General features: G+C 68.5%; 26 protein-coding genes. 18 read left to right on the forward strand and 8 right to left on the reverse strand.

Annotation, left to right across the window (positions count from 1 at the left end):
• Positions 1-8 precede the first annotated feature (8 nt).
• Complete coding sequence (locus DS079_RS14315) at positions 9-2,216, reverse strand: RecQ family ATP-dependent DNA helicase (RefSeq protein WP_126988515.1); 2,208 nt, start codon at positions 2,214-2,216, stop codon at positions 9-11.
• Between the two features lie 165 nt (positions 2,217-2,381).
• Between DS079_RS14315 and DS079_RS14320 the strand changes: the two genes are divergently transcribed.
• Together DS079_RS14320 and DS079_RS14325 are read left to right on the forward strand one after the other, a co-directional pair.
• Positions 2,382-2,933: a hypothetical protein gene (locus DS079_RS14320; protein ID WP_126988516.1), complete on the forward strand. Its 552-nt coding sequence runs from the start codon at positions 2,382-2,384 to the stop codon at positions 2,931-2,933.
• Positions 2,930-3,829, forward strand: coding sequence for a hypothetical protein (locus DS079_RS14325; protein ID WP_126988517.1), 900 nt, complete (start codon positions 2,930-2,932; stop codon positions 3,827-3,829). The genes DS079_RS14320 and DS079_RS14325 overlap by 4 nt, the downstream gene beginning before the upstream one ends.
• A 6-nt stretch (positions 3,830-3,835) precedes the next feature.
• On the opposite strand, the gene DS079_RS14330 is transcribed toward DS079_RS14325, so the two are convergent.
• From DS079_RS14330 to DS079_RS14360, 7 genes are all read right to left on the reverse strand, one after another.
• The gene (locus DS079_RS14330; RefSeq protein WP_053917615.1) at positions 3,836-4,084 is read right to left on the reverse strand and encodes a hypothetical protein; all 249 of its coding nucleotides are present in this window, start codon (positions 4,082-4,084) and stop codon (positions 3,836-3,838) included.
• A gap of 104 nt (positions 4,085-4,188) precedes the next feature.
• Entirely contained in the window at positions 4,189-4,812 is a 624-nt protein-coding gene (locus DS079_RS14335; protein ID WP_126988518.1) for a hypothetical protein, read from the reverse strand.
• Complete coding sequence (eccCa, locus tag DS079_RS14340) at positions 4,812-8,747, reverse strand: type VII secretion protein EccCa (RefSeq protein ID WP_126988519.1); 3,936 nt, start codon at positions 8,745-8,747, stop codon at positions 4,812-4,814. Before eccCa ends, DS079_RS14335 begins: the two co-directional genes overlap by 1 nt.
• Entirely contained in the window at positions 8,744-9,490 is a 747-nt protein-coding gene (locus DS079_RS14345) for a nucleotide-binding protein (protein ID WP_126988520.1), read from the reverse strand. Before DS079_RS14345 ends, eccCa begins: the two co-directional genes overlap by 4 nt.
• Complete coding sequence (locus tag DS079_RS14350) at positions 9,487-10,794, reverse strand: EsaB/YukD family protein (RefSeq protein ID WP_164736269.1); 1,308 nt, start codon at positions 10,792-10,794, stop codon at positions 9,487-9,489. Before DS079_RS14350 ends, DS079_RS14345 begins: the two co-directional genes overlap by 4 nt.
• Positions 10,794-11,300 (reverse strand): OCRE domain-containing protein, encoded by a 507-nt coding sequence (locus DS079_RS14355; protein ID WP_053917620.1) that lies wholly within the window; start codon positions 11,298-11,300, stop codon positions 10,794-10,796. Before DS079_RS14355 ends, DS079_RS14350 begins: the two co-directional genes overlap by 1 nt.
• Entirely contained in the window at positions 11,297-12,076 is a 780-nt protein-coding gene (locus DS079_RS14360; protein ID WP_126988522.1) for a hypothetical protein, read from the reverse strand. The genes DS079_RS14355 and DS079_RS14360 overlap by 4 nt, the downstream gene beginning before the upstream one ends.
• A 145-nt stretch (positions 12,077-12,221) precedes the next feature.
• On the opposite strand from DS079_RS14360, the gene DS079_RS14365 reads away from it, so the two are divergent.
• From DS079_RS14365 to gatB, 16 genes are all read left to right on the forward strand, one after another.
• Positions 12,222-12,575: a hypothetical protein gene (locus tag DS079_RS14365; protein WP_126988523.1), complete on the forward strand. Its 354-nt coding sequence runs from the start codon at positions 12,222-12,224 to the stop codon at positions 12,573-12,575.
• Positions 12,576-12,607: 32 nt separating this feature from the next.
• Positions 12,608-12,922 carry a pore-forming ESAT-6 family protein gene (locus tag DS079_RS14370; RefSeq protein ID WP_126988524.1) on the forward strand — a complete coding sequence of 105 codons (315 nt, stop codon included), beginning with the start codon at positions 12,608-12,610 and terminating at the stop codon, positions 12,920-12,922.
• Positions 12,922-13,995: a DUF6177 family protein gene (locus tag DS079_RS14375; RefSeq protein WP_126988525.1), complete on the forward strand. Its 1,074-nt coding sequence runs from the start codon at positions 12,922-12,924 to the stop codon at positions 13,993-13,995. The genes DS079_RS14370 and DS079_RS14375 overlap by 1 nt, the downstream gene beginning before the upstream one ends.
• Positions 13,995-14,336, forward strand: coding sequence for a hypothetical protein (locus DS079_RS14380; RefSeq protein WP_126988526.1), 342 nt, complete (start codon positions 13,995-13,997; stop codon positions 14,334-14,336). Before DS079_RS14375 ends, DS079_RS14380 begins: the two co-directional genes overlap by 1 nt.
• A gap of 4 nt (positions 14,337-14,340) precedes the next feature.
• Positions 14,341-14,706 (forward strand): DUF6507 family protein, encoded by a 366-nt coding sequence (locus tag DS079_RS14385; protein WP_126988527.1) that lies wholly within the window; start codon positions 14,341-14,343, stop codon positions 14,704-14,706.
• A gap of 49 nt (positions 14,707-14,755) precedes the next feature.
• Positions 14,756-17,110 (forward strand): HNH/ENDO VII family nuclease, encoded by a 2,355-nt coding sequence (locus DS079_RS14390; protein WP_164736270.1) that lies wholly within the window; start codon positions 14,756-14,758, stop codon positions 17,108-17,110.
• 37 nt (positions 17,111-17,147) lie between these two features.
• A complete protein-coding gene (locus DS079_RS14395; RefSeq protein ID WP_126988529.1) occupies positions 17,148-17,711 on the forward strand; it encodes an ankyrin repeat domain-containing protein in 564 nt (187 codons plus the stop codon).
• The gene (locus tag DS079_RS14400) at positions 17,711-18,079 is read left to right on the forward strand and encodes a DUF2185 domain-containing protein (RefSeq protein WP_126988530.1); all 369 of its coding nucleotides are present in this window, start codon (positions 17,711-17,713) and stop codon (positions 18,077-18,079) included. The genes DS079_RS14395 and DS079_RS14400 overlap by 1 nt, the downstream gene beginning before the upstream one ends.
• Positions 18,080-18,088: 9 nt before the next feature.
• Positions 18,089-18,466, forward strand: a complete 378-nt coding sequence (locus tag DS079_RS14405; RefSeq protein ID WP_126988531.1) for a hypothetical protein — start codon at positions 18,089-18,091, stop codon at positions 18,464-18,466.
• Positions 18,417-20,372 (forward strand): HNH/ENDO VII family nuclease, encoded by a 1,956-nt coding sequence (locus DS079_RS14410; protein WP_126988532.1) that lies wholly within the window; start codon positions 18,417-18,419, stop codon positions 20,370-20,372. The genes DS079_RS14405 and DS079_RS14410 overlap by 50 nt, the downstream gene beginning before the upstream one ends.
• Before the next feature lie 24 nt (positions 20,373-20,396).
• Positions 20,397-20,933 carry a hypothetical protein gene (locus tag DS079_RS14415; protein ID WP_126988533.1) on the forward strand — a complete coding sequence of 179 codons (537 nt, stop codon included), beginning with the start codon at positions 20,397-20,399 and terminating at the stop codon, positions 20,931-20,933.
• Positions 20,933-21,301 (forward strand): DUF2185 domain-containing protein, encoded by a 369-nt coding sequence (locus DS079_RS14420; RefSeq protein WP_126988534.1) that lies wholly within the window; start codon positions 20,933-20,935, stop codon positions 21,299-21,301. Before DS079_RS14415 ends, DS079_RS14420 begins: the two co-directional genes overlap by 1 nt.
• 9 nt (positions 21,302-21,310) lie before the next feature.
• A complete protein-coding gene (locus tag DS079_RS14425) occupies positions 21,311-22,120 on the forward strand; it encodes a GNAT family N-acetyltransferase (RefSeq protein ID WP_126988535.1) in 810 nt (269 codons plus the stop codon).
• A gap of 89 nt (positions 22,121-22,209) precedes the next feature.
• Entirely contained in the window at positions 22,210-22,506 is a 297-nt protein-coding gene (gene gatC, locus DS079_RS14430; RefSeq protein WP_053916864.1) for an Asp-tRNA(Asn)/Glu-tRNA(Gln) amidotransferase subunit GatC, read from the forward strand.
• Positions 22,507-22,514: 8 nt separating this feature from the next.
• Positions 22,515-24,041: an Asp-tRNA(Asn)/Glu-tRNA(Gln) amidotransferase subunit GatA gene (gatA, locus tag DS079_RS14435; RefSeq protein ID WP_126988536.1), complete on the forward strand. Its 1,527-nt coding sequence runs from the start codon at positions 22,515-22,517 to the stop codon at positions 24,039-24,041.
• The gene (gene gatB, locus DS079_RS14440; protein WP_126988537.1) at positions 24,038-25,549 is read left to right on the forward strand and encodes an Asp-tRNA(Asn)/Glu-tRNA(Gln) amidotransferase subunit GatB; all 1,512 of its coding nucleotides are present in this window, start codon (positions 24,038-24,040) and stop codon (positions 25,547-25,549) included. Before gatA ends, gatB begins: the two co-directional genes overlap by 4 nt.
• The last annotated feature ends 189 nt before the right edge of the window (positions 25,550-25,738 follow it).

The following is a 25,738-nucleotide window of genomic DNA, read 5'->3' on the forward strand; positions in this document are numbered from 1 at the left end:
CCTGTCGCTCACGCCTGCTGCGCGAGCGCCAGCGGCAGGACCGGCCCGGAGCCCGCGCGGCGCAGCATCCGGGCGGCGACGGCCATCGTCCAGCGAGTGTCGATCACGTCGTCGACCAGCAGGATCGGCGCACCGTCCAGGGCGTCGAGCCGTGCCTGCAGCTCGGCGCCCACCGCGAAGCGCTCCCAGAGGTCGGCGACGCGGAAGGCGCTGTTCCCGCCGCCGCGCAGCGGTGCGGCGTCGGGGGAGAGGTCGAGGGCGCCGAGGTCCTCGAGCCGTCCGATCGAGGCGATGCCCGCGGCGAGGGAGCCCACCAGCTGCGGGCGCGTGGTCGAGGGGACGGCGACCACGGCGGCGGGGCGCTGCTGCCAGTCCCAGTCCCTCAGCACCTCGACGATCCGGTTACCGATCCGCTCGGGCACGACCGCGTCGACGGGACGGCCGTCCTCGTCGGTGCGCAGCAGCTCCCGCAGCGGCACCGCCCAGCCCAGATCCGACATGCGCGCGATGACCCGGCCCTCCACGGCGCGCTCGCCCTCCGGGATCCGGCCCTTCGGCGCGCCGGCGCCGAGCAGCCGGTCCAGGCCCGAGGGCCAGCTCGCCCGCGGCTCGACCGGCACGCCGACCCGCTCCAGCAGTGCCGCGACGCGCTCCTCGGCGCCGCCCTCGCCCGCGCTGGTCGCCGGTGCGTCCGGCGCTGGGTACCAGGGCCCCGCGCAGACGTCGCAGCGCCCGCAGGGCACGGCGGTCTCATCGTCGAGCTGACGGGCGAGGAACACCATCCGGCACTGCTCGGGTCCGCCGGCGAGCGCCTCGTACTCGAGCATCGCCTGCTGCTCCTCGCGGCGGGCGCGGGCGACGGTCTCGTAGCGCTCGGCGTCGTAGTGCCAGGGCGCGCCGGTGGAGACCCAACCGCCCTTGACGTTCTGGACCGCGCCGTCCACGGCGAGCACCTTCAGCAGCAGCTCGAGGGCGCTGCGGCGCACGTCCACCCGCGCCTCGAGCGCCGGGGTGGACAGCGGCGCGGAGGATTCCGCGAGCGCGGCGAGGACCTGCGAGGCGGACTCCTGGGTGGGCATCGACGCAGTCGCGAAGTACTCCCAGATCGCCCGGTCCTCCTTCCCCGGCAGCAGCAGCACGTCGGCCCGGTCGGTCGCACGGCCCGCGCGGCCCACCTGCTGGTAGTAGGCGACGGGGGAGGAGGGCGCCCCGAGGTGGATCACGAAGCCGAGGTCCGGCTTGTCGAAGCCCATGCCCAGCGCGCTGGTCGCGGCGAGGGCCTTGACCTCGTTGTCCTTCAGCGCCTGCTCGAGCTCGGCGCGCTCCTCCGGATCGGTGCGGCCCGTATAGGCGCGCACGCGACGCCCGGGTCGGTCCAGCAGGGAGGCGAGATCCTCCGCGGCGGAGACGGTCAGGGCGTAGATGATCCCCGAGCCCTCGAAGGAGTCCAGGTGCCGCACCAGGTAGTCCAGGCGCTGCCGGTCATCGGCGAGGCTCATCGATCCCAGCCGCAGCGACTCCCTGGTGAGCGAACCGCGCAGGGTCAGCACCTCGCCGTCGGCGCCGCCGGTGCCGAGCTGCTCGGCGACGTCGGCGACCACGCGGGAGTTCGCGGTCGCGGTGGTCGCGAGGACGGGCACCTCGGAGCCGAGCTCGGCGACGAGGTCCCGCAGCCGGCGGTAGTCGGGCCGGAAGTCGTGGCCCCAGTCGGAGATGCAGTGGGCCTCGTCGATCACGAGCAGCCCGCAGCGGTCCACCAGGCGCGGCAGCTGCTCCTCACGGAAGCGGGGATTCACCAGGCGCTCGGGGGAGACCAGCAGCACGTCGATCTCATCGGCCGCGAGGCCCTCCTCGATGGCCCGCCACTCGGTGGGGTTCGCGGAGCTGATCGCGTCGGCCCGCACCCCGGCCCGCCTCGCGGCCGCGACCTGATCGCGCATCAGCGCGATCAGCGGGGAGATGATCAGCGCCGGCCCCGCTCCGCGCCGACGCTGCAGCAGCGCGGAGAGAAAGTACACCGCGGACTTCCCCCAGCCGGTGCGCTGGACGACCAGCACGCGGCGCCGCTCGGCGACCAGCGCCTGGATCGCCTCGAACTGGCCGGGGTGGAAGCGGGCGTCCTCCCGCCCGGTCAGGGCGCGCAGCGACTCGAGGGCCTCCTCGTGCAGCGCGGCGCTGTCGGTCGGGGCGGCGGGGGAGTGCGGCGTCGTGCTCATGGACCCAGTGTGGCAAGCCGGACCGACGCCCGACGACCCAGCGACGCCGTCGTGGACATCCACGCGCAGGGGAGGAACGGTCCTGGGCGGGTGTCTGAGACAGCTCTCATGCACCTCTCATCCCCTGCGCACCCCGTCTCATCCGGCGCCTCTAGTGTTCCGGCCATGACCTCCTCAGCGCTGCACCGTCGCTCCGCCGGAGCCTCCGTCCCCGACACCCCTGCCACCCGACTCCTCGCCGGCCTCCTGGCGGGAGCCCTGCTCACCGCCGTGGCCCTGCCCGCCCGTCACTACCCCGCGGAGGGTGAGGTGCGGGACTCCTTCCCCTTCTCCCACTACCCGATGTTCTCCGCCCGGCGCTCGGCTCACTACCGGGTCGCGCACCTGCTCGGCATCGACGCCGACGGCACCTCCCGGCCCCTGCACTACAGCTATCTCGGCACCGGCGGGCTCAACGCCGTGCGCCGCCAGGTCCGCAGGCGGGTGCGGGACGGCGACGGGCAGCACCTCGCCGAGCACGCCGCCGCGCTGGTCGCCGCTCGCGACCGCGCCGAGGACCGCGGGATCCTCGAGGTCCGCATGGTCCGCGGCCGCTACCACCTCGATTCCTACCTGCGCGGCAGCGACCGCGAGGGCTTCACCCGCTCGATCGAGCTGGTCGGCGCGGCGCCCGTCCCGGGCCGTCGCCCCGCCGCTGTGGTGGAGGCCGGACGATGAGCCCCCTGCTGCGCCGTCTCGCGGACACCGCCCGACGGCACCTCGCCCCCGCCGCGCCCCCGACCGCCCCCGCCCTGCTGCGCCTCGCCGTCGGCGGCTACCACCTGTGGCACGTCGGCCGCCGACGCTCGCTGTATCGAGGCGTGCACCGCACCGCCTCGGAGAGCTTCGACCCCGTGGGCGTGGCGCGGGTGCTGAAGAAGCCGCTCCCGCCCCGGGTCGCGGACGCGCTGGTGGATGCTTCCCTGGTCACGGGGGCGCTGTTCACCGCCGGGATCGGGCACCGGGTCACCGGCCCGCTGCACTCGGCGCTGCAGACCTGGAACTTCAGCTACCGCAACTCGTGGTCGATGGTCTTCCACCACGAGAACAACCTGGTGCTGCACACGATGGTGCTCGGCGCCGCGCCCGCGGCCGATGCCCTCAGCGTGGATGCGGTGCTGCGCGACGGGACGCTGCTGCCCGAGCGGCGCTCGTGGATGTACGGCGCGACGCCCGCCGTGATGAACGGCGCCGTCACCCTGACCTACCTGTTGGCAGGTCTCGCGAAGCTCACCGGCTCCGACGGGATGCGGTGGGCGAGCGGTGCGTCGATGCGCAGCCAGGTCGCGGTGGACTCGCTGCGCAAGGAGATGCTCGGCGAGGGATCGAACCCGCTGCTGCGCGTCCTCGGCCCGCACACCGGGCTGTTCGCGGTGATGGCGGCGGGATCGCTCGTGCTCGAGCTCGGCGCACCGCTGGCCCTCGCCGACCGCCGTCTCGGATGGCTGTTCGCCGCCGGCGCCTTCTCGATGCACTGGGGGATCAAGGCGATCATGCGGATCACCTTCCCGTACAACCTCTCGGGCGTGCTCTACCTGCCGCTGCTGCTCATGCCGCCGCCGGAGCGGCGCTGAGCGGTCTCAGGACTCGGAGTTCTCGGGGTCCCCGGCGGACTCCGAGGACTCGGCCGACGGCGCGCCCTCGCGCTCCAGCCGACGCAGACGCTCCGAGGTGGACTCGGAGTCGCTCAGCGGGTCCTCCTTCGTCGCCAGCGCCCGACGCATCCGCTCTTCGAGCTCCTGCGCCTCACGGATCCTCGGATCCTCGGAGGCCTGCTCGCCGTCCTCAGGATCGTGCGAGGTGTAATCGATGTTCGGATCGACGGACATGGCGGGTCCCTTCGGTGCGATGCGGCGGAGACGGAAGTCTAACCCTCCGTGGGGTGCTGCGGACCGTCACCCGTCCCGTCCCCGCTGCGGAGACCGCTTCGCGATCACGATTCCTCGACTGATTGAGTCCACGGGTTCGGCGGTGCATGCCGTGCGAGCCCCGCCGCAGGGGAGACGGTCGTGGGTCGGGACCGCCACTGATGGTCCTCAAGCATCTGCACCCATCTCTCGATCGCCTTATGCGTCGGTCGCGAGAAGCGGTCCCAGGCTCCTGAGATCGGCATGCCATGGGCGAGCACGGGATCGTACGGCATCGTGAAATGGTCCTGGCCGTGACCTGATCCTCTGCGAGCGGGACCATGGACCGCGCTGCGGGCGATCGTCACATGCGGACCGATGAGACGCGGGCCTGGAGCAGCCAGCTCCTCGACCGTGCGGTCGACGACGGCATCGCCTTTCGACCCGACCGGGGCCACCAGGACGACGTGTCCCGTGGCCAGTGCCGCCATCACCTTCTCGAGGGAGAATCGTCCACCTTCGCGGATACGTCGCTCCCCGATCACCGTGGGGAAGGGCGCTCCGACGCGACGCTCGAGCACCTCGGGATCGTGGCTGGCGATCTCCGGGAGATCCTCGGCGCGCCCGGAGTGCCCGAGGAGGGAGAGAGCGACGAGCGTCGTCGTACCGGCTCCGCCGGTGAGCCCGAGGAATGTCAGCGTCGTCATCATCAGCTCCGTTCGCGCTTCGCCAGGTCGGCGGCGGTGAGCGCTACCTGCATGACGTACGGCCGCTCGCCACGGCGGACGTAGCGGCCACGCCCGGGAGGCATGCGCTCTGGATAGATCCGAGGGAGGACCGGGCCCTCTGCGCGGTCACCGGACATGAGGAGAGTCGCCCCGCCGGTCTCGCGCAGCGCCAGGACGACGGGGTAGTACATGGCTCTGCTCGCTCCGGAGACAGGACGTGTCAGAACGATGTGCAGGCCCAGATCTCTCGCCGAGGGCAGGTGAGGCATCAGCGGGGCCAACGGTTCCTCCCCGCCGGCGGAGACGATGTCGTGGTCGTCGACGAGCAGCACCACCATCGGGGCCTTCTTGTTCTCCTCCGCTGTCCTGGTGGGCCTCCTCTCCATCTCGACGGCGATGGACGAGGCGAGACCGGAAGCCTGCCTCGATGAGGTCGCGTGAGCTGCGAGGTACTCCTCCGGGATCACCTCGGGCACCTGGCCGCGAGGATCGATCACCGCGATGGCGAGCTCCTCGGGGGTGTACCTCGCGATGAGGGCCTCGGCGATGGTGCGGAGGGCACTGGTCTTGCCGCACTTCGCGTCCCCGAGCACGAGAAGGTGCTGGTCCCCGTCCGTGAAGTCCCAGAAGGCCGGGTCCATGGTGTCCTGACGGAGACCGAGGGGGACAGCCCGGGGCTCGTCCACCACATCGGGCATCTCCGAGCTGGCCAGGACGGGCGGCAGGAGGCGGATGGGGGCGGCGGACGGCCCGCCCCACGACTGCGCCGAGGTGCGCGCGAGCTCCTCCAGGGCGTCTCCGACTTCGCTGTGCTCGACGATCTCGAGCGTCGGCTGTGCGATCTGGCCGAGGAGGCCTGCATCGGAGAGCGCGCGCCCCGGCACATCGTCCGGGATGGTCTCGGCGAGCTTGCGGTCGATCACGGACTCCGTGGGGTCGTTCAGCCGGAGCTCGATCCGAGTGCCGAACAGCGACTGGTGCGCCATGCGCATCTCGCCCCATCGACTCAGTGTGACGACGAGGTGGATCCCGAAGCTCGATGCACGGCCCATCAGGTCCAGGAAGGCGGGCTCGAGGGACTCGAGATCGGTCCGCAGCGCCCCGTAGCCGTCCAGCAGCACGACCACGTCGGCGCTCTGGAGCTGCGGGAGTCTGCCCGAGGAATGGAGCTGGCGGAGGTGTGCGACCGACTCGATCCGATGCTCCTTGAAGAGCCTTTCGCGCTGGGCGATCATCCCTGCCAGCTCCTCGACCAGCCGAGTGATCCGAGTCTCGTCGCCGCGGGTGGCGACGCCTCCGACGTGCGGGAACTGCTCGAGCCTGCGCAGGCCGGACCCGGTGAGGTCCATGCCGTAGATGGCGACCTGCTGCGGTGTGCAGGTGAGAGCGAGCGATGCGCCGATGGTCCTCAGCAGCGTGCTGCGCCCGGTCTGCGGCGCACCGGTGATGATCAGATGACCGCCTGCACGTGTCAGGTCCACGACCCATGGAGCCTGGGATTGGCGCATCGGATCGTCCTGGAGCCCGATGGTCACGCTCAGGCCGGATGCGCCGGAGTCCGCTCCTTCGAGGACGTGGCCCAGCGCGAGCCCGCTCTCCAGCGGGGGAAGCCATACCGGTGGCAGGCCTCCGGGACCGGATCTCAGGTGGTCGACCATCTCGTCGACGAGGCTCCGGCCCACATCAGGCCGGTGGAGGACCGGCGCTTCCGGCGCATCCTCACCGGTCGCGATGCCGTTGTATGTGGGAAGGAGGAAGACACGGCGCTCGTCCTCAACCGGGGTGCGCTGGACCGCGGTGGGCATCGGCCCGGAGACGTAGCCTGCACGGAATCTCTGATAGATGCTCGTGTCGACCTTGAGATATCCGTAGCCGGGCAGGGAGGGGAGGCTGAACGCGTCCGCCGTATCGAGCACGATCTGCGATTCCGCTTCGCTGAAGGTGCGCAGCCCCAGTCGGTAGGAGAGATAGGTGTCCAGGCCGCGAAGCTGCCCGCCCTCGATGCGCTGGCTGGACAGGAGCAGGTGGACGCCGATGGATCGGCCGATACGACCGATCTGCAGGAAGAGGTCGATGAACTCGCGCTCCGCGGTGAGCAGCTCGCCGAACTCGTCGATGACGACGAGGAGATGCGGCATCGGTGGGAGGTCGGGATTGGTGCGACGCAGTTCGCGATAGTGGGTGATCGACGGCGAGGAATCAGCATCCTTGAGCAGCTGCTGGCGTCGGACCACCTCGCCCTGGAGCGAGGAGCGGGCCCGGACGGTCAGCTGGGGGTCGTCGGCGAGGTTGTCGATGAGCCCGGCGATGTGGGGGAGTCCGGAGAACGGGGCGAAGGCCGCACCGCCCTTGTAGTCCACCAGGATCATGGAGAGGTCTTCGGGAGAGTGGCCGAGCGCGAGCGACAGCACGAGGGTCCGCAGCAGCTCCGACTTGCCGGATCCGGTCGCGCCGATGCAGATGCCGTGAGGACCCATGCCTTGCTGTGCGGCTTCCTTGAGATCCAGATGCATCGGGGATCCATGATCATCGACCGCGAAGGGGACGCGGAGGAACTCCGAGGGGATCCGCGGCTTCCACAGGGACTCGAGCGGCGCCGGAAGGGACGGGTCGATCCCGAGGAGGTCGGTGATCTCTGTCGCGCTCTCGACGTCCGGGGCCATCGCCGCACCGAGCGTGCGGTGAGCCGCGAGATCACGGGCGATCGCGGTGAACTGCCAGACAGGCGTCTCATCGGGCTCGAAGGTGACGGTCCGTGCGGTTCCACTGCGCGCCTCGTGGGTGAGCGTCGGCTCATCGCGCAGATCGATGCGGATGTCGACGTCATCGGGTTCGTCCAACCGGTCGTCGAGGAGGTGCACGTGCACGATTCCGAGCTGACCGGGCGTGAGGCTCGACTCCGGGAGTCGAATGCTCTCCGCCGGCCCGCCGTGCTGGTCCGCCACCACGAGAAGGCTCGAGACGCTCCCGGCCGTGCCGTGCGCCCCTCCCCGGCGGGCGATCGCGGCGGAGTGGACCCTGTCCACCAGCTCCGGCCCGAGGACCTGCGAGAGCGCGGAGACGTCGGGAGCGATCCTGCGAGCCGGGACAGGGCCGTCGAAGAGCGAGGAGGACTGGACGTGGGGAAGGAGATCGATCCCCTGCCAGTCGAGCGCTCTGTCGCGTCCGAACGCGGCGGCGATGCGCAGGTCCTCGGGCAGCTGATGGGACGCGAGCTGGGCGAGGAGGGAGCGCACCAGCGGGACCGTCCTCGAGCGGTCGCCGATGACTGCGACGACTGAGGCCTCGTGGAGCTCGGCCACGGCGGGCATGCCCGGGATCGACGTCATGGTCGAACGGAGCAGGCCGGCCTCCTCCAGGAGGACCGGGTCCTGCGGCTCGATCGGGGACTCCGCGGAGGGGACATGCAGCGTGAACCAGGGAAGGTCCGCGGTGCCGATCCGGGCGGAGAGATGATCGGAATCCTCGCGACGCCGCTCCCACCGTCGAGCAGGATCACGGGTGTGATCGAGGAGACCAGAGGGGGCCGGATGGAGCAGACGGGCGTGCAGCAGCGCCTCGTCGGACTCGGAACGCAGCTCTCCGCGAACGCGCTCGAGATAGTCGAGGTACAGCTCGCGCTGTCTGCGCATCTGACGGATGCCGCGACCTCGACTCGAGACGGCGAAGATGATCCCGCCGGCGATCGCGACGAGGAAGACGATCGCAGCGACGAGCATGAACAGCGGCTGGCCATTGCGGAGCACGACCATCATCGTCACCGAGGTCAGGGCGCCGACGACCGGCAGGAGCATCTGGAGCGGGGCGCCTCCGGAGTCATCGGGCTGGACAGGGGGCGGCGCCAGCTCCCGCGTGTCCGGGCGGGAGTGCGGGTGGACGGTGCGGGTAGGGCGGGTCGTGCCCGCAGGGGCGCTCATGCATGACCTCCGGTCGCTGCAGGGGCCGGCGGCGTGACCACCATGCTCACCAGGTCCCCGCACAGTCGATGGAGCTCATGGGCCGCACGGCTGTCGGGCGGCAGAGTCTCCTCCGTCGAGAAGCTGCGTCGCCGGTCATACGGGATCACGACCGCTGGGACGGGGAACTGCTCGACGAGTCTCCGGGTCGCCGGCGTGGCGGTGCGGTGAGCGTCGACGAAGCACACCGCCGTCGGCACGAGCTCGGTCAGCGGAGCCACGACCCGTGCGGCGTCGTCCATGCCACGACGCGATGCCGAGACGACGAGGCAGACCGCATGGGAGGCGTCGGCGATCGCTTGGAAGGAGGAGAGAGGCACCTGGCCCCAGTCGGTCACGCTCAGCTCCGCACGCGACGGCTGCGCAGAGATGACCTCACGCCATGCCTCGAGCGCACCGGGCCATGCCTCGGAGGGCAGGGAGACCCGTTCCACTGAGCTCCCCTTCGGCAGCGCGGGAACCGGACTCGCACCTTGAGCGTCGATAAGGCGCACCCTCTCGCCGCGCAGCCTGGCGAGCATGCCGGCGACGTCGGCAGCCAGCGTCGAACATCCCACGCCGCCCGATGCTGACAGCACAGCGATGTGCCTGCTGAGGGGGAGCGGCACGCCGAGCGAGCTCTCCTGGGCGATCAGAGCGGAAAGCCCGCTCTCCGTGCTCGCACGAAGAAGCGTCCGGAGCTTGCCGAGGTGGCGCGCTCTCATCGGAACACCGCGAACAGGTCGTCGAAGATGCCCAGGACACCGAGGGCGCTCGGGATGACCGCCAGCACAGCGATGAGCTCGAGCATCGAGAGCCACCGCCTGGCACGCGCCCTGACGACCGCTGCCGGGCGGACCACCGTGGCGAGCACGGCGAGCACCGCGATGCCTGCAGCGATGACCGCCCTGATCGGATCATCGATCTCAGCGGTGGTCACGAGCCAGCTCCCCACGCCCAGCAGCACCATGATCGCGACGAGCGACTTCTGCACGATCAAGGGGAACAGCCGCGACCTCAGCACCGAGATCAGGAAAGCGATGCCACCGAGGATCGGACCCCAGAACCCCTCACCGGTCAGCAGGAAGGCGGCAGCGAGTCCGAGGGGCGGAAGCACCGCGGCGATGCTCCACGTCAGGGCCGCGAAGCTATCCTCGACCACGGTCTCGAGCTCGGACCGGACGGCAGGAGTACCCGCGATCACGAGGTCGTCGAAACGAGTGAGGCCGCTGGCCGCGGCAGCGATTCCGGGCAGCAGGCCGAGGAGCGCTATGTCGACGACGGTGATCACCGTGCTGATGACGATGGGATCACCATCGGGGGCGAGGACGTGAAGGAGCACGATCGCTCCCGAGTTGGCGAGACCGAGGAGACCTCCGGCGAGCGCGGAGCCTCGACGCGAACCCCAACCAGGGACAGCCGCCACGATCGACCACAGTATTCCCGTGGCCGCGGCGAAGCGGAGATGCGACTCTGCCGACCCGGTGAGGGCCAGGGAAGCAGCGAGCCCCGCGCCGCCGGCCAGCGACGCGAGGACGACGGCGACGCGCTCCGCCTCACGACGCGCCGCGATCACCGCGAGGACGACGGCGACTCCGACGACGAGCAGAGCCGGGGTCGCAGACGAAGAAGCGGCATCCATCCCTGTCGTGACGGCGTAGAAGGCGCCGATACCGGCGACGACGGAGGACGCGACCGACGTGGCGGTAGGCCCCCAGATGTCCTTCCGGGTCCCTCGCAGGCGCGCGACGGTGTCGGTGACGTCAGCGACCTCGGGGGACTGCGGCGCATCGTCGACCTCGACGACACGGATCATCGCTCCGTGTGCGACTTGCTGTTCCCGCAGGGACTGATCGGCATTGATCCTTCGTCCGAGGGTGGTCACGAGCGTGGGCGCGCTTCCTGTCCCCGGTGGTTCGTCCAGGAGGTCGAGCACTTCCGGGAGGAGCGCGCCGACCGGCTCGTCGTCGGGCAGGACGATGTCGGCGGTGCGCCGGGAGCCGAAGAAGGTCAATCTCGTGTACTGCACTATTTCTCCTCGACGACCGTGAGCGTGTCAGGATCCACGGTCACCCCGGTGGCGGGGTCGGTGTAGTACCCCGTCTCGGGGTCGAAGTACCAGCGGGTGCGGGTGTCGACGAGTCGTCCCTGCGGGTCGGTCGCCAGCATCGTCTCGGGATCGACCTCGAAGCCCGTGGCCGGGTCCAGATGGACATCTCGCTCCTCGTCGTAGAGCAGTCCGGTGCTCTCGTCCTCGACCAGACCGTCCCGGGGCTCGAGCGGGTTCGAGGCCAGGGCTTCCTGGAATGCGGTCACGGCCTTCTCGTTCTCCTGGCGGTCGAGGTAGCCCACGACGAAGCCCGCGCCCACGGTCCCCAGTCCGAGGACCGCGGCGAGCACGAGCGACCCGGTGAATCGGCCGGCATTCGTCGTGACCTTGCGACGTGCCGTCAGCGGCCCGTGGACCATCGCTGCGAGAAGCCGTTCCCGGTGAGTCCTCGTGGACTCGATGAGGAGCCGATCGGGATCGGTCATGAGGTCCTCGCCATCGCATCACGTCTCGCCAGGTGCAGCCGTCGTTCTCCGAGGACCAGGTCCACGGCGTTCGGGGCGATCGTCGACGTCCCTGGGGGCACGTCACTTCGGAGCCCGGCGATCTCGATCGCGGTCGCTCCACGGTCCGTCAGGGCATCGATGCGGATACCTCCGGGAACGAGGCGCACAGCCGCGTGGACCCGGTCGACGGTGCGGCTGAAATCCGTGAGGGCGATCTCGGTCGCTCCTTCGGCATGGGTCTGGACCTCGGGCCGGTGCCCGATCACCGCCTCCCGGCGCACCGAGTAGCGCCGACCGTCGTCCAGCTCGATCGTCAGATACGCAGGAGTCGAGGAGGACAGGACCTCAGAGGCGTCCGAGGGCAGCGGATCCTTCGACAGCGCGATGCGAACCGGTTCGGCTCCGCCGGTCAGATCGAACGTTCGCGATGACCGCAGGTGGGGCGCAGTCGGCATGCCGGTGGCGGAATCGACGGTGCGCAGGCGGAGCACGAGAGCTCCGAAACCAGCACCGAAGCGGCGATGCAGGGCGAACCACACGAGCAGCCCGAGGACGACGACGAGAAGCACAGACGCTGCGATCCACACCGGAGAGAACCGGGCGCCGTGCGCCGTCCCGCCGGCTGCGGCGGCTCCGGCGATGAGCAGTGCGAGGTCGATCACAGAGGCCCCGACGAGGCGACCCGTCTGCGCCGTCTCAGGCGTGGACGGAACCGCGCCGTGTCGGCGCGAATCGCTCCCCGTCATCGCCTTCATCCCCCCGGATGCTGTTCTTCGGTCATGGACCCCGGGCGCGAGCCTATCCATAAGTGACCGAGCGGTTGCAACGCCGGCCCAGGGCATGCGAGGGTGTCCGCGTTCACAGCTCAGTGCACGTCGTCTTGGGGTAGGAGACACACCGATGAACATGAAGTTCGACATGGAGTCCGACACGCTCCACCGCTTGGGGCAGCGGTCGCAGACGGAGTCCGACGACCTCGGCACACACGTCCGCGCACTCGTAGAGGCCGCGGAGCCGCTCGCCGGGCAGTTCAACGGCCCGGCCCGCGCCACGTTCGATAATTTCAAGGCGCGCACGGACAGCATCGCGAACGCGCTCAACTCCGCGCTCGCCGGGATCGTCGGTTCCATCGAGGGGCAGGACCGGGCGTTCACCACCGGCGCCCAGGACGGCGCCGCCGTGCACGAGGGCGGCGAGTCGCGGACCGACTTCAGCGGAGAGGCGTTCCTCAGCCGGATCGCACCGCAGGCCTGAGGACTCGGAACAACACTCATTCAGGGGGAATGATGAACGCTGGGCAGAACCAGATCGATCGCAACTCGTACAACATCGGCTCGTCCGAGAGCGCGCAGGCGAACTTCGAGCAGGTCGCCGCGCGCCTCGAGGCGCTTCTCGACCGCCGCGACGGCGACGTCAAGGCCGCGATGGCGGAGTACCAGGCGGACGGCGTCTCCGAGGAGTACGCAGCGCTCGAGCGGCAGTGGAACTCCGCCGGCACGCAGGTACGGGCCGTCATCACGGCGATCCGCAATTCGCTCCAGGAGAACGACGAGGTCGCACGCCGCGCACTGGCGATTGCCAAAGCGGCTATTCCCGGCTGATGCCGGCAGTGCTGCACCCGGTCGCGGACTCGTGGCCGGCGGATCTCCTCGTCTACGAATCACGCGCACAGACGGTTGTCCTCAGCGCCGCTCTGAGCGGCTTCCTCGACGACGTCGAGACGTCCGACCGTCGGCCGGTCCTGCTGACCCCTGCGACATCGCGGATCACGTGGGCGGTCGCCGATCGCCTGCGGCGGGCCGGAGGCATGTGGGCTTTCCGGGACAGCTCCGGAAGCCTGTACAGCGCACTCTCGGGCTATGAGGTGCAGGAGCTCACCGAGCTGTGGGAAGAACCCGCCTCTGACAGCCGACGCCACGAGGCCTTCACGAGAAAGCCCTTCGCCGGGCACGCCTGCTTGTCCGTGGACATTTACGCCCGTCAGCGCGCCGACTCCGGGACAGTCATCGGCGAACTCGGAGACACCTTCCTGCAGGATCTCGATCTCCCGGAACTCGCCGCATGGGGCGTGCACGAACCCGCGACCAGGCGATGGAACCCCGCTGCGATGACTCGGTCCATCCAGGAGCAGATGCCCGCCTCGCGCCCCCATCTCGCCGTGAACGGGTACAATTCGGCGCTCTCCACCACCGTGGCCAGAACTCGCACCGGGCTGCTCGAGAACACCCGCGGCCTGATCTGGATCGGCGACTACGAGATGCACCGAAAGCTCGGCGGAGCAGCTCACATCGCGCGGCACGAGCAGGTGAACAGGGCGCTCACCAGGCTGGCGGAGGACTTCCGCCCCACCGTGGCGATGGTATCGCTGGCCCATGCTGTCCAGACCGACTACGGGCTCGGCCAGAGGGCGGCGTCGCGGTGGCCGGACGAACCGGCTGCTGTGCTCATCGGTGCGTGGGCAGTGAGGGACTTGGGCCTGGACGTCGACGATCTCGCTCGGAAGCACGATGTCGAACACGTCGGATCCCGGCGCGCTCCCAGCGTCCTGCTGCGGCTGTCGGGGCCCGACCCGGTGTGGGCCCAGTTCGTCGCCTTTGCGCACGACCTCGACGAGGAGCGCCTCGCGTCGGCACTCGCGGTGGACTTCGAACGTGCGGATCGGGGGCGTTCCTGATGCCTACCGAGATCGTCGTGCTCAGTGATCGCCCGATGGACACCGAGATCGCCAACCGGGCACTCACCGAGCTCCTGCCGGACGCCGAGAGCTTCGAGTTCGCGGAGTCGGGGCTGTCGTTGTATGTCGACCTGAGCCAGACCACCGTGATCTCGGCGTTCCCGAGCGTCGAGGTGACCATCGGCGGGGCGGGAACCGACCTGCTCGTGAGCAGACCTCGCCGGCATTACCAGTACTGGACCGACATCGTGATCCCGGACCACAGCCTTGCCGAGACCGCTCGCGAAGCGGTGGAACGGATGGCACAGGCGTTCTCCGGGGTCGTCTGCGACAGGAAGTGATGACATGAGCAGGTGGAACATCGACCCCGCGGGGGTGCAGAGCGTCCTCGACTCGGTGGGCGAGGACAACGAGGGGCTGCACAAGGCAGTGGGCGAAGAGCAGCTTGCCGATTGCTACACGGGGCTGGACTGGGGCGACGGACTGACCGCATGCATTCCCGACGCCCTGAATCGCCTCATGGAGGACCAGCAGACGAATCTCGCCACGATCATCAACGGGATCGACGCGGGACGGCTGGGAGTCGCCAACGCGACGACCGCGTACAACAACGGCCAGGAAGAGATGATCGGCGTCTTCCAGACCAAGGCGGCGACCGCAGCCGACGACGGGGATTTCAGCTACTTCGAGAAGCACGGGCTGCTCGGCTGACAAAGGGGGAGAGATGACAGTTCCGGCAGGGGGCGGGGCGCCGGATCCGGTGGACCTCGAGGGCCTCATCAACCCGATTCACTTCGTGTGCCGATCCATGCACCTGGACACGAAGCAGATCCACAGCGGCGCAGATGCGCTGCGAACCATGGGAAGAGACGTGAGAGATCAGGTCTCCGGGATCCGGATGAGCTGGTCGCGGCTTCCGGCGAGCTATGAGGGGCCTGAGCAGGAGCAGGTCTACACACTGATGGACGACCCGCGTGACGCGGCCGAGGACATGAAGAAGAGGCTGTTCTCCGCAGCGACCCATCTGGATACCTACGCGGACATCATCCAGGGCATCAGCCTCGACCTCCTCATCCTGGAAGACGAGGCGTGGGAGTTCCGCGCCGAAGCCCAGGCCGGGTACGAGGAGGCGAAGCCGAAATCCGGTTCCCTGAACGCCCCGAGTTTCGGCACGGAGATGAAGGAGGTCGCGTGGTGGGAGCACAGTCCCGCCAGGCAGCGCAATGAAGAGCTGCTCGGACGTCATGCGGTCCTGATCGAGAAGGTGTCGAACGCGGCGACGTATTGCGCGAACAGGATCAATGAGCTGCAGATGGGGACGCTCGAGGAGAGCTACACGCCGGTCACGGCCGATCAGGTCCTGAACTCGTCCGAGCCGATGCCGTGGGGCAATCCCGACCCCGAGCCGAAGAACTGCGGGCAGTCGGTCGCGGTCGGAGCTGGCACCTGGGCGAAGGACACGTGGTACGGCGCTACGTCTTTCTTCGGATTCGACGGAGATGAGACGACTCCACGTGGAGAGACTGCCAAGCAGGCTTGGCTCGGCACGGTGGACTTCATCTCTGCGGCATCAGTAGCTATTTCGCCGGTTTCGTATCTCGCCTATGTCCCAGGGATCTCAGACACTGAACCCGCGCAGGTGATCAAGGATCGCCACCGGACCGCCCGTGACGGAGTCGGCGCGATGGTCGGCTGGGACGGCGCGGAAGCTGCGGCTGGTGGTGACGGCTGGCATCAGTGGAAGGAAGATCCCGTCGCGATGGGCACCCAGGTCGGGATGGACGCGGTCCTGATCGCGGTTCCGATCGGCGGCTGGGCGGCAGGGGCCGGCAAGGCCGGCATCAAGGGCAGTCGCGCGGCCGGCGCCACCGGTCGCGGTGGCAAGACCACGCGAGTGGCAGGGGGTGCGCTGGACTTCCTGTTCCCTGGTGGTGGTCGCCTTGTCGAGGGTGCGTCGACGGTCTTCAGCAAGCGCCTCTCGGCGTCCGGGAGCCGCACGAGTGTTCTGGACGAAGTGGACTTGGCGGAGACCGCTCCGCCGGCTGTCCCGCGGGACCGGACTGCGACGGACGATTCATCGCCGACCGGTGCGGATAGCGACCGCACTCCCTGGCGAGAGGACCGCGTGGGAGAGCCGTCCACCACGGTCCCCGATGACCGAGCAGCGGGCAGAGACAGCGCCGACGACTCGACGACAGCAGAGTCCAACCGCACCGACGACCCTGAGATGCCTGATCAGGAACATGCTCCAGCAGATACACCTGCCACGAAGGAGGCGCCTGAGTCTGAATCGGTCACGATGACCGAACGGGAGCGCGGCGAGGCTCGAGCGCAGGAGGCGGCGGCGGCAGTCGCCGAGGAACGGCGACGTCCTGGAACTGCCGCCACGACGTACCGCCCGTCGACGTACGAAGGTCCCTCGGGCCGCGAGACCAAGGCGTACAAGGGCATCATGTCCAGGCCCACCCCGGGCGAGGCGCAGGCCGCATTGGACCGCGCTCCACAGAACAAGTATGGACAACCAGTCGATCACCGCAACGGTCGGCCGTTGCTGCTCGAAGACACCGCAGGTCGCCGTGGCTGGACCATGCGATGGGATCCCGACGCGGGGGAGTGGGTCGCAGAGAACCGCAGCCTGGCAGGCCACGGCATGGACGCGAAGGGGATCCCGAACAGTTACGGCTACGATGGCAACGGAGACCTCCTCCCGTACGCGAACCACAGACCGTCGTACTCCGTAACACAGGTCGAAGACGTTTGGACAGCCTCGCGTCAACGAGTTAAAGACGAGATGGAGTTTGGGAAGCTTAGAAATCTCCCGAAATTCGAGAACGATCGGCAGATGTACGTCCGCGCTCGAGACCATGCCGTTGGGGGTGATGTTTTTACAGCCTCCAATGGAGAAAAGTGGCGTTTGATTGAGTGGACGCCAGGTGAATCTCGCGCCGGCAAATGGGATATGGGGCATTCTGAAACAGCGAAATACTCAACCTTGCATGATGAATATATGCGCGGAGAAATGACAACCAAGGAGTTCGTCGAAGAGTATCGGAAGGCGAAGTACTATCAGGCTGAGGATCCGTCTCGAAATCGTTCCCACGATGACGAAAGGTGATCCTCGAGTGATCAGTGGGTGCTAGGAGGGTGTTTTGATGGCAAAGATGGATCATCCGTTCTATCGTGCCAAGGAGGTGTCGTATCAGGACTTTGAGGAGTGGTTTGAGGGATTTGGTGCTATAGATTGGCAGGATCGGCGCTGGAGGAGGGCGCTCGCCGGGGCTCTTCGAAATCCGTCGCCGGAAGATCGGGTCGCCATTGCAAGCCTTCTTCTTGATCATGGTTCAGACCCGTCGGTAGTGATTGATGACGACAACATCAATGTTCTCCACGTGCTCTTCTCTGGGAGCTTCCGCGAGCACAATTTTCGAGCGGAGGCGAAGGTCCTGAAGCGCCTGCTTGACGGCGGTGCGGATATTAATCTCCGGTCACCTCGCTTCGGACTTCCGCTGGAAGCCTTGGATTCGATGGCTGCCAGCGATGAGCATCTGAAGCCTTTTTATGACGTAGTCTTCGCAAGACCTGATATCGATATGTCGATCATCGTCAACAAAGTGACCGGTTTTTCGTTGGGGGAGAAGCTCGTGAGGTCGCCTCGCGACGTACTTCCGGGGCTCGTGCGTGAGTACATGGAACGAACCGAAGGGAGGAACGAGTGATGAGTGAGTCGATCGAGTTCATCCCGAAGGCCGGGGCGTGCCTGGCGACGCTGAACGTGCTGGAGGGGCGTGGGAAGGTGCGATGGATGGTGCGTCGTCCGTCGCAGGCGCCGGCGGACAACGGGTGGCAGATCATGAGCCACATCGATGAGTCCGACTACCTCAACGACACGTCGAACTGGCGGATCGTGGACTTCAACGAGCTGTGCGCGATCGAGCCGGCGCTGATTGGGATCTGGGACCTCCCGGTCGGTTCGGACCTGCAGCTGGTGCGGGACGAGACGGGCCTGCACATCGTCGACACTCCCACTGGGCGGGAGATCCCGCGGGAGGAGCTGTTCGTCCCGCCGCAGTTCCGCGGCCAGTAGCCTCACCGCATGGCATCCCGCACCCGTCGACCGGCGTCCCCTGCCCTCACCGGCACCGCACTCCTGGAGACGCTGCTCGGCGGCTGGCGGGCGCTGTCTCGCCTTGAGGTGGACGGCTTCGCGGTGCTCCGCTCCCGCGGCGTGACCCGCCGCGCGAACAGTGTGGTCCCGCTGGAGCCGTCGTCCGACCCCGGGGTGCTCGATGCCGCCGTGACGAGGATCGAGGGGCTCCTCGACGCGGCAGGGGAGAGGCCGGTCTTCCGCCTGTTCACGGGCGAGGGCCTCGACCACGAAGCCGAAATCCGGTTCCCTGAACGCCCCGAGTTTCGGCACGGAGATGAAGGAAGTCGCGTGGTGGGAGCACAGTCCCGCCAGGCAGCGCAATGAAGAGCTGCTCGGACGTCATGCGGTCCTGATCGAGAAGGTGTCGAACGCGGCGACGTATTGCGCGAACAGGATCAATGAGCTGCAGATGGGGACGCTCGAGGAGAGCTACACGCCGGTCACGGCCGATCAGGTCCTGAACTCGTCGGAGCCGATGCCGTGGGGCAATCCCGACCCCGAGCCGAAGAACTGCGGGCAGTCGGTCGCGGTCGGAGCTGGCACCTGTGCGAAGGACACGTGGTACGGCGCGACGTCCTTCATCGGATTCGACGGCGATCCGACGACTCCGCGTGGAGCGACTGCCGGGCAGGCTTGGCTCGGCACGGTGGACTTCGTCTCTGCGGCATCAGTAGCTATTTCGCCGGTTTCGTATCTCGCCTATGTCCCAGGGATCTCAGACACTGAACCTGCCCAGGTGATCAAGGATCGCCACCGGACCGCCCGTGACGGAGTCGGCGCGATGGTCGGCTGGGACGGCGCGGAAGCTGCGGCTGGGGGTGACGGCTGGCATCAGTGGAAGGATGATCCCGTTGCGATGGGCACTCAGGTCGGGATGGACGCGGTCCTGATCGCGGTTCCGATCGGTGGATGGGCGTTCGGCGCCGGCAAAGCCGGCCTGAAGGGCAGTCGCGCCGCCACCGCCACCCGCGGTGGTAAGACCACGCGAGTGGCCGGGGGTGCGCTGGACTTCCTGGTCCCTGGTGGTGGTCGCCTTGTTGAGGGTGCTTCGACGGTCTTCAGCAAGCGCCTTTCGGCCTCCGGTAGCCGCACGAGCGTTCTGGACGAAGTGGACTTGACGGAGACAGCTCCGCCGGCTGTCCCGAGGGACCGGACCGCGACGGACGATTCGTCTCCGACCGGCGCGGATGGCGACACCACCCCCCTGCGTGATGACCGTACAGGCGGTTCGTCCACCGCGGCGAACGATGAGCGAGCAGCTGGCAAGGACAGCACCGACGACTCGACCACGACAGAGGTTGACCGCACCGACGGTTCGAGAGAGACCGTTCGGGAGCATGCTCCCGCAGACACCCCTTCCACGAAGGAGGCGCCTGAGTCTGAATCAGTCACGATGACCGAACGGGAGCGCGGCGAGGCTCGAGCGCAGGAGGCAGCGGCGGCAGTCGCCGAGGAACGGCGACGGCCTGGAACTGCCGCCACGACGTACCGCCCGTCGACGTACGAAGGCCCGTCAGGCAGAGAGACCAAGGCGCACAAGGGCATCATGTCCCGCCCCACCCCTGGTGAGGCGCAGGCCGCATTGGATCGCGCACCACAGAACAAGTATGGACAGCCGGTCGATCACCGCAACGGTCGGCCGTTGCTGCTCGAGGACACCGCAGGTCGCCGTGGCTGGACCATGCGATGGGATCCCGACGCAAGGGAATGGGTCGCCGAGAACCGCAGCCTGGCAGGCCACGGCATGGACGCGAAGGGGATCCCGAACTCATACGGCTACGATGCCAACGGAGACCTCCTCCCGTATGCCAATCACCGGCCGAGCTACAGACCTGGGCAAGTTGAAGATGTCTGGACACTTTCTCGCGAGGAGCTGGCTCCCCGTTTGAGAGAGGGTGGTGACTTAGCTGATCTTCCCCCACTCAGACACGAGAATGAAATGTGGGTGCAAGTGAGGGATGACTCTGGGGCTGAAGATGTCGTTGACCTCGGTAAAGATCGGGGTAAATGGCGCAGAATCGAGTGGTACCCTGGGCAGTCGAGACTGGATGTTTGGGATATGGGGCACATACCTAAACAAAAGTATGCCGCAATGCACGATAGGTATATGCGGGGCCAAATGACTACCGAGGAATTTTTGGCAGAGTATCGCGATGAGTCCAACTATCGGGTGGAGGACCCGCCTAGGAACCGTTCTCACGTTGACGAAAAAAGACGAGTATCTGGGTGATCTCTAATGACTAGGAATCCACGCTTGCTCGCCAAGCGTTCCACTTTAAAGGAGTTCCTCGAGGAGGTTAGGGCCCGGGGTCCTGTTGACTGGTCGGATCCTCTTTGGGCGGAAACGCTTTCTGGTGCCATTGCAAACAAGTCTCCTGAGTATCGTGTGGCAATAGCCAACTTCGTTCTTGAACAGGGGGTTGACCCCTCAGTTGTGGATGATGGAGACCGCACGAATATCCTTCATGAGCTCTTTGTGGGCGGTGAGAGAGGGCATAACTTTGAGCTCGAGGCGCCGCTTTTGGAGCGGCTTCTAGATGGAGGGGCCGATATAAATCTCCGATCGCCCCGCTTTGGCCTGCCTTTGGAGGCCCTCTCGTCGATGGGTGCATCTGACGAGAAGCTCCAGCCGTTCTATGATGTTGTTTTCGCACGGCCGGATATAGACATGTCCGCTATCATTAACAAGCATGGATCGACGCTCGGCGAACTGCTCATAAGTACAACCCGGCCCGACATGACGAGGCGGGCTCAGGAGTACATGGAACGAACCGAAGGGAGGAACGAGTGATGAGTGAGTCGATGGAGTTCATTCCGAATGCCGGGGCGTGCCTGGCGACGCTGAACGTGCTGGAGGGGCGCGGGAAGGTGCGGTGGATGGTGCGTCGTCCGTCGCAGGCGCCGGCGGACAACGGGTGGCAGATCATGAGCCACATCGATGAGTCCGACTACCTCAACGACACCTCGAACTGGCGGATCGTGGACTTCAACGAGCTGTGCGCGATCGAGCCGGCGCTGATCGGGATCTGGGACCTCCCGGTCGGCTCGGACCTGCAGCTGGTGCGGGACGAGACCGGCCTGCACATCGTCGACACCCCCACCGGGCGGGAGATCCCGCGGGAGGAGCTCTTCGTCCCGCCGCAGTTCCGCGGCCAGTAGCCTCACCGCATGGCATCCCGCTCCCGTCGACCGGCGTCCCCTGCTCTCACCGGCACTGCACTCGTGGAGGCTCTGCTCGGCGGGTGGCGGGCGCTGTCCCGCCTCGAGGTGGACGGCTTCGCGCTCCAGCGCTCCCGCGGTGTCACCCGCCGCGCGAACAGCGCTGTCCCGATCGACCCGCCGACGGACCCCGACTCCCTCGACGCTGCGCTGACGAGGGTCGAGGGACTGCTCGGCGCCGCGGGGGAGAGCCCCACGTTCCGCCTCTTCTCCGCCGACGGCCTCGACCACGAACCCGTCCGCGCGGCTCTCGAGCAGCGCGGCTATGCAGCCGGACCACCTGTCCATGTCCTGCTCCGCCCGCTCGCCGACCTCCGCGCCGCCCCAGATCCGCGGGCCGCGATCACCGTTGGCGCCCCGCCCGAGGACTGGCTCGAGGCGTCCTGGCGCCTCGCCCCGCGTCCCGAGGAAGGCGCTCGCGAGACGCTGCGCGACCTCATGGCCGGCACCCCCGGCATCTACCTCGCCCTTACCGACACTGCCTCGAACTCCCGCGAGTCCGTCGCCGTCGGCCGTGCCGCGCTCGTCCCGCACCGCCGCCGCACGATCGCCGTGCTCGACCAGATCGCCGTGGACCCGGGCCGCCGACGGGAGGGGCTCGGGCGGGCCGTGGTGCGCTCCCTGCTCTCCCTCGCCGCCGTCCAGGGCGCGGACCTCGCCCTGCTCGAGGTCGGGACCGGGAACACCGCCGCCCGCGCCCTGTACCGCGGCGAGAAGTTCGCGCCGGTGGGCGAGTACCGCTATCTCACCCGGCCCTGAGTCGGCCCGACGCCGCGCCGCACCCGCGCGTGAGCGGCGCCCCTGCGCGGCCGTCGAACCGGAGCGCGCGCCCGTCCTAGACTGTCCCCATGCCTTCGATCGGACGAGATGACGTCGCACGCCTCGCCGACCTCGCACGGATCCAGCTCACCGAGGAGGAGATCACCCGCTTCGCCGGCGAGTTCGACTCCATCATGGACGCTGTCGCCTCCGTCTCCGAGGTCGCCTCCGAGGACGTCCCCGCGACCTCCCACCCCATTGCCATGACGAACGTCTTCCGCGAGGACGTCGTGACCGAGACCCTCACGCAGGAGGAGGCGCTGGCCGGCGCCCCCGATGCGCAGGACGGCCGCTTCGCCGTCCCGCAGATCCTGGGCGAGGAGTGAGAGAGAGCATGACCGACTCCACCAGCACCCCCGACATGATCCGCCGCAGCGCCGCCGCCCAGGCCGCCGCGCTGCAGGCCCGTGAGACCTCCTCCGAGGAGCTCACTCGCGCCCACCTCGACCGCATCGCGGCCGTCGACGGCGACCTGAACGCCTTCCTCCACGTCAACGAGGAGGAGGCCCTGGCCACCGCGCGCGAGGTCGACTCCCGCCGCGAGGCCGGCGAGGAGCTGCACCCCCTCGCGGGCGTGCCGATCGCCGTCAAGGACGTCCTGGTCACCAAGGGCCAGCCCACCACCGCCGGCTCCAAGATCCTCGAGGGCTGGGTCCCGCCGTACGACGCGACCCTCGTCGAGAAGCTCCGCGCCGCGGGCCTGCCGATCCTCGGCAAGACCAACATGGACGAGTTCGCGATGGGCTCCTCCACCGAGACCAGCGCCTACGGCCCCACCCGCAACCCCTGGGACCCGGACCGCATCCCCGGCGGCTCGGGCGGCGGCTCCGCCGCGGCGGTCGGCGCCTTCGAGGCCCCGCTCGCGATCGGCACCGACACCGGCGGCTCGATCCGCCAGCCCGGCGCCGTCACCGGCACCGTGGGCGTCAAGCCCACCTACGGCTCCGTCTCCCGCTACGGCCTGATCGCCATGGCCAGCTCCCTGGACCAGGCCGGTCCCGTCACCCGCACCGTCGAGGACTCGGCGCTGCTGCACGAGCTGATCGCCGGGCACGACCTGCGCGACTCCACCTCGCTGCCGGACCCCGTCGGCGCCTACGCCGAGGCGGCCCGCAAGCGCGACGTGAAGGGCCTGCGCATCGGCGTGATCGAGGAGCTCGAGGGCGAGGGCTTCGCCCCCGAAGTCCGCGCCCGCTTCACCGAGTCCCTCGACCAGCTCGAGCGCGCCGGCGCCGAGATCGTCCGGGTCTCCTGCCCGAACTTCGAGTACGCGCTCGGCGCCTACTACCTGATCATGCCCTCGGAGGCCTCCTCGAACCTCGCCAAGTTCGACGGCATGCGCTTCGGCCTGCGGGTGATCCCCGAGGACCACCCCACTGCGGAGAACGTCATGAAGGCGACCCGCGGCGCCGGCTTCGGCGACGAGGTCAAGCGCCGCATCCTGCTGGGCACCTATGCCCTCTCGGCCGGCTACTACGACGCCTACTACGGCAGCGCCCAGAAGGTCCGCACCCTCGTCCAGCGCGACTTCGCCGCCGCCTTCGAGAAGGTCGACGTGCTCGCCTCGCCGACCGCGCCCACCGTCGCCTTCCGCCTCGGCGAGAAGATCGACGACCCCACCGCGATGTACATGAACGACATCGCCACCATCCCCGCCAACCTCGCCGGCACCCCGGGCATCTCCCTGCCCTCGGGTCTCGCCGAGGACGGCCTGCCCGCCGGCATCCAGTTCCTCGCCCCGGCCCGTGCCGACGAGCGCCTCTACCAGGTGGGCGGCGCCCTCGAGGCGCTGCTCGAGGACTCCTGGGGCGGACCGCTGCTGGCCAAGGCTCCCGAGCTCGCAGGAGGCGCAGCCCGATGACCACCACCGACATCACCCCCGTCGACTTCGACGAGGCGATCGACCGCTACGACCCGGTCCTCGGCATCGAGGTCCACGTCGAGCTGGGCACCGCGACCAAGATGTTCGACGGCGCGCCGAACATCTTCGCCGCCGAGCCGAACACCGCGATCACCCCCACCTCGCTGGGCCTGCCCGGCTCGCTGCCGGTCGTGAACGCCAAGGCCGTCGAGTACGCGATCCGGATCGGCCTGGCGCTGAACTGCTCCATCGCCGAGACCTGCCGCTTCGCGCGCAAGCAGTACTTCTACCCCGACCTCACCAAGAACTTCCAGACCTCGCAGTACGACGAGCCCATCGCCTTCGACGGCTGGGTCGACGTCGAGCTCGAGGACGGGGAGATCGTGCGCGTCGAGATCGAGCGCGCCCACATGGAGGAGGACGCGGGCAAGAACACCCACGTCGGCGGCGCGACCGGCCGCATCCACGGCGCGACCCACTCCCAGGTGGACTACAACCGCGCCGGAGTGCCGCTGGTCGAGATCGTCACCAAGCCGATCCCGGACACCAAGGGGCGTGCCCCCGAGGTCGCCGCCGCCTATGTCCGCACCCTGCGCGACATCTTCCGGGCCCTGGACGTCTCCGAGGCGCGGATGGAGCGCGGCAACGTCCGCGCCGACGTCAACGTCTCCCTGCGCACGGACCCGAGCGCCCCGCTCGGCACCCGCACCGAGACCAAGAACGTCAACTCCTTCCGCTCCATCGAGCGGACCGTGCGCTTCGAGATCTCCCGTCAGGCCGGGCTGCTCGACGCCGGCGAGTCGATCGTCCAGGAGACCCGCCACTTCCACGAGGACACCGGCGGCACCTCCTCGGGCCGCCCGAAGTCCGACGCGGAGGACTACCGCTACTTCCCCGAGCCGGACCTGGTGCCCGTCGCGCCGAGCCGCGAGTGGGTCGAGGAGATCCGCGCCGCGCTGCCCGAGCTGCCCGCCGCCCGCCGGCGCCGCCTGCTGGGGGAGTGGGGCTTCACCGACCTCGAGATGCGCGACGTCATCAACGCCGGTGCCCTCGACCTCATCGAGCAGACCGTCACCGCCGGCGCCTCCGCCCAGTCCGCCCGCAAGTGGTGGATGGGCGAGCTCGCCCGCGTGGCGAAGGACCGCGACGTCGAGATCGAGGACCTTGAGATCACCCCGGCGCAGGTCGCCGAGCTGCAGGGCCTGGTCGACGGGAAGAAGATCAACGACAAGATCGCCAAGCACGTGCTGGTGAAGGTCCTCGACGGCAACGGCGACCCCGCCGCGATCGTCGAGGCCGAGGGCCTGGCCGTCGTCTCCGACGACTCCGTGCTCACCACCGCCGTGGACCAGGCGATCGCCGACAACCCCGACGTCGTCGCGAAGATCCAGGGCGGCAAGGTCCAGGCGATCGGCGCCCTGATCGGCCCGATCATGAAGGCCACCCGCGGCCAGGCCGACGCCGGCCGCGTCCGCGAGATCATCATGGAGAAGCTCGGCGTCAGCTGAGCCCTCGCCGCACAGCGCACGAAGGACGGGCCGCCCCGCACAGGGGTGGCCCGTCCTCTCTGCGTCTGGCCCGAGGGCGTCCGCGCGGACGCGGACCCCCGCCGCGCTGCAGACCTTCGCGCCGCCGCGCAGATGTGAGTGTCTCCACGGGGTAGGTCAAGAACAGGTAAAGGATCGGCGGGTCGGATT

This window comes from Brachybacterium paraconglomeratum (assembly GCF_003994255.1).
In the GTDB taxonomy this organism is placed as follows: domain Bacteria; phylum Actinomycetota; class Actinomycetes; order Actinomycetales; family Dermabacteraceae; genus Brachybacterium; species Brachybacterium conglomeratum.

Bases quoted from the DNA above. Each gene is read 5' to 3' on its own strand.
- DS079_RS14400 (WP_126988530.1), top strand. From the start codon at position 17,711: ATGAGTGAGTCGATCGAGTTCATCCCGAAGGCCGGGGCGTGCCTGGCG.
- gatC (WP_053916864.1), top strand. From the start codon at position 22,210: ATGCCTTCGATCGGACGAGATGACGTCGCACGCCTCGCCGACCTCGCA.
- DS079_RS14330 (WP_053917615.1), bottom strand. From the start codon at position 4,084: ATGTCCGTCGATCCGAACATCGATTACACCTCGCACGATCCTGAGGAC.
- DS079_RS14360 (WP_126988522.1), bottom strand. From the start codon at position 12,076: ATGAAGGCGATGACGGGGAGCGATTCGCGCCGACACGGCGCGGTTCCG.
- gatB (WP_126988537.1), top strand. From the start codon at position 24,038: ATGACCACCACCGACATCACCCCCGTCGACTTCGACGAGGCGATCGAC.
- DS079_RS14425 (WP_126988535.1), top strand. From the start codon at position 21,311: ATGGCATCCCGCTCCCGTCGACCGGCGTCCCCTGCTCTCACCGGCACT.
- gatA (WP_126988536.1), top strand. From the start codon at position 22,515: ATGACCGACTCCACCAGCACCCCCGACATGATCCGCCGCAGCGCCGCC.
- DS079_RS14325 (WP_126988517.1), top strand. From the start codon at position 2,930: ATGAGCCCCCTGCTGCGCCGTCTCGCGGACACCGCCCGACGGCACCTC.
- DS079_RS14395 (WP_126988529.1), top strand. From the start codon at position 17,148: ATGGCAAAGATGGATCATCCGTTCTATCGTGCCAAGGAGGTGTCGTAT.
- DS079_RS14335 (WP_126988518.1), bottom strand. From the start codon at position 4,812: ATGATGACGACGCTGACATTCCTCGGGCTCACCGGCGGAGCCGGTACG.
- DS079_RS14385 (WP_126988527.1), top strand. From the start codon at position 14,341: ATGAGCAGGTGGAACATCGACCCCGCGGGGGTGCAGAGCGTCCTCGAC.
- DS079_RS14320 (WP_126988516.1), top strand. From the start codon at position 2,382: ATGACCTCCTCAGCGCTGCACCGTCGCTCCGCCGGAGCCTCCGTCCCC.
- DS079_RS14410 (WP_126988532.1), top strand. From the start codon at position 18,417: ATGAAGGAAGTCGCGTGGTGGGAGCACAGTCCCGCCAGGCAGCGCAAT.
- DS079_RS14315 (WP_126988515.1), bottom strand. From the start codon at position 2,216: ATGAGCACGACGCCGCACTCCCCCGCCGCCCCGACCGACAGCGCCGCG.
- DS079_RS14420 (WP_126988534.1), top strand. From the start codon at position 20,933: ATGAGTGAGTCGATGGAGTTCATTCCGAATGCCGGGGCGTGCCTGGCG.
- DS079_RS14375 (WP_126988525.1), top strand. From the start codon at position 12,922: ATGCCGGCAGTGCTGCACCCGGTCGCGGACTCGTGGCCGGCGGATCTC.
- DS079_RS14405 (WP_126988531.1), top strand. From the start codon at position 18,089: ATGGCATCCCGCACCCGTCGACCGGCGTCCCCTGCCCTCACCGGCACC.
- eccCa (WP_126988519.1), bottom strand. From the start codon at position 8,747: ATGAGCGCCCCTGCGGGCACGACCCGCCCTACCCGCACCGTCCACCCG.
- DS079_RS14355 (WP_053917620.1), bottom strand. From the start codon at position 11,300: ATGACCGATCCCGATCGGCTCCTCATCGAGTCCACGAGGACTCACCGG.
- DS079_RS14370 (WP_126988524.1), top strand. From the start codon at position 12,608: ATGAACGCTGGGCAGAACCAGATCGATCGCAACTCGTACAACATCGGC.
- DS079_RS14380 (WP_126988526.1), top strand. From the start codon at position 13,995: ATGCCTACCGAGATCGTCGTGCTCAGTGATCGCCCGATGGACACCGAG.
- DS079_RS14345 (WP_126988520.1), bottom strand. From the start codon at position 9,490: ATGAGAGCGCGCCACCTCGGCAAGCTCCGGACGCTTCTTCGTGCGAGC.
- DS079_RS14365 (WP_126988523.1), top strand. From the start codon at position 12,222: ATGAACATGAAGTTCGACATGGAGTCCGACACGCTCCACCGCTTGGGG.